The following is a 2,842-nucleotide window of genomic DNA, read 5'->3' as shown; positions in this document are numbered from 1 at the left end:
TTTCATTTTTCCTCCTTTATAAGTTTTAGGTTCTGTAACACAGAACCTGTTAATATGACACTTAACTTATTATTTTCTATACCATTAAAGCACTTTTGGGAAATCTCCCCTAAAAACAAGACCAGTTTGATCTGTTTCTGGGATATGCCTTAAAAAATCCATCTTTTATCCGTTTGCTAAATTAATTGATAAGAGGGCATCTTTCAAATGCTACTAATGATAAATTCCCAATTCAAATTTCAAATAATCTCTCTCATATTTATAAAATTACTTTTCATAATCTTTCATAAACAATGATACACTACACATTTCCCTTCCGAAGCTTTCTTTCACTAGTTCTTACATTAAGATTCAGAAGGATGTATATGTCCCGGAACTTTCCGATCCGGCAACTGCCGGATAGAATTCCTTCGTGAGAAGCTTCGGAAAGGCATCACATTTTTTTAATAAGTTTTCATAAATTATGTTACACTACCAAGTTTTAAAAATTCTATAAAATTCTAAATCTTCCAAAACATTTTTAAAAAGTTAAATCTCTTAACCATCTGATCACTTTCGGAAAATACCAACCGTACGAAACATTAGTAGGGCTTGAATTAAAAAAGCCAATGTTCCATATTAGCAAATTTGACTTAATATAATACAAAGGTTTATTTTCGGATAACTCGATACCAAGGCACAAGTTGAGCGGAATTTCAATTCCCAGATCCGGGTAACTTTTAAATTTATAAAATTGAGATAAACCGACTTCGAAATTCAAGCTTGGATAAAGTTTGAGGGTTCGCGATCTTGCATTAATTGCATTAACTGCGATCGAGGAAGTTGCATACAGTTTGTAGGATTCAAACAGCTCACTTAAATCTACACCAATCAGTCCTGCTTCGAAATGGATATGGCTCTTGATCTTTGTATTTACATGATAAAATTCTCTGGTCTTTTCATCGTTTGGATAATCCAGAGAAATCTTGGAAAAAGAAAAATAAACGCCTAATTTTTTATCGTTTCTAAACAATCTGGGAATTCTTTTCTTTTCCTGATTATCAAAATACTCTTTAATATTTAATATTTCCCGTCTTCCTCTTTCATCATCTCCGGAATAACTGGATTTCGTGTCTATGTATCTTATATCCTCTTTTTGAAATAAAACATAATCAAGTCTTATCGCTTCCATTATTTCCAATCTTCGTGCTTTGATAACTCCTGCAAACATCGAACCAACAGATTCTTCCAGGATATCGATTTCATGAAGAGTTTTAATTTCCGAGAGATCTAAATAGGATTTTTCCCGGATATAATTTTCTATAATCGTAATAAATTTATCATACACAGAAATTTCTTCTAAAATTGAATTTGCTTTAATGATTGTTTGGGTAAAAGTTCTCATCGAGTCTTCTGGTACTACTTTAATTTCAAGAGAGTCGATATTTGTTTCTTCAGTAAATAATGTAATTGTGATCAAGCATGAAATCAGAATTAAAATCCTTTTCATTTTACCTCCAAATCAATCAGCATTTTTCTCTGAACCTGATTTACGGTCAATTTATTTAATTTCTCGAAATAAAAAATCCCCGCAAAATTGCAGGGATTTTTCAAATACTGAAATCTTTCTAATATTCAAATTTAATCACTTCATCAGGATCATCCGTTTGGTTTCAATATGTTCTCCTGCTTTCAATTCATAGATATAAATTCCGCTGGAAACAGGTTTTCCCTTTTCGTCTTTTCCATCCCATGCTGTTCTGTTCAAAGCATTTTGCGGAACATTATCACTAAAGACTTTTTTAACTTTTTCACCCTTAAGGTTATAAACTGTAACTTCAGCAAAAGTATTCTCTTTCATTCTGAAGCTGACTTCCGTATTTGGATAGAAAGGATTCGGATAATTCTGGAATAATCCATATTCCAGGAATTGCTGAGGTGGATTGGGATTATCATTTCCAAATTGCGGAATGATCAGGGAAATGGGACCATGATAATCGCTCAAACAGGAATTATCCAGACTTTCCAACCAATACCAATAGATTGTATCATAATCGATATTTGAAAGGTCATCAAAGGTGTATTCGGTTGGTTCGGTAGTTGTTCCAGCTCCCGGGATCATGTGTTCATTAACCTGGAGAGCTTCATCGAAACTTTCATTAAGAGAGCGATAAACATTCCAGCCGATATTATTACTTTCGCTTTGAGTAGTCCAATTCAGGATTGGAGTTCCATTATTAAACACAGCAAAGAAAGCACTCAACTCAATCGGCAGCGGAGAGTCTCCTCCTTTATTGAGCAGGATCTCAGTCGTATTTGCTCTCGAGGTCGGCATGGTGATGCTGAAAGTTACTTCATTAGGAGTGCTCCAATTTGGACTTGTTACCTCTTCCCAGGCAGAACCATTCCAGAAAATAACTTCATTTGGTGTATAACCCAAACCTGCAAAAGAGAGAGTGTATTCTACAGGCAGACTTCCCAAATCTCCTGTTATAGCGACATAATACGACAAAGAAACATTATCCGGATTGGGAACGGAATGCTGCTGATTCTGATCATCGACTGTAATTGTTACTTCAATCTCCGTAGATGCATCCGGGTTAACAACAACATCAGGATCGACTTCATTTCCGTCTGCTTCGACAGGTGGAATATCAACATTAACATCAGCATCAGGATTTCCGGAATTATCATCAGTATTGCTTCCTGTATCTCCGACATTGGTTGTGAACGTCCAGATCGGGCAACCACTGGCATCTCCTCTACCTGTTGTATATGGAACAACCTGCCAGTAATAGGTTGTATCAAAATCAAGAAGCAAAGTATCAGGTAGGAAACTCGTTGAAGTTCCATTATATTCCAG

Annotated in this window: 2 protein-coding genes; both read right to left on the bottom strand. The window is 35.3% G+C overall.

Annotated features, from left to right (window positions below; genetic code table 11):
• Positions 1–520 precede the first annotated feature (520 nt).
• Complete coding sequence (locus tag ENL20_06070; GenBank protein ID HHE38120.1) at positions 521–1,489, bottom strand: hypothetical protein; 969 nt, start codon at positions 1,487–1,489, stop codon at positions 521–523.
• 135 nt (positions 1,490–1,624) lie between these two features.
• A partial coding sequence (locus ENL20_06065) for a T9SS type A sorting domain-containing protein (GenBank protein HHE38119.1) occupies positions 1,625–2,842 on the bottom strand: 1,218 nt, incomplete at its 5' end.

The sequence above is a fragment of the Candidatus Cloacimonadota bacterium genome, from assembly GCA_011372345.1.
Taxonomy (GTDB): domain Bacteria; phylum Cloacimonadota; class Cloacimonadia; order Cloacimonadales; family TCS61; genus DRTC01.
Note: the sequence above shows the minus strand (reverse complement) of the source record. Positions and strands in the feature narration are given on the sequence as shown.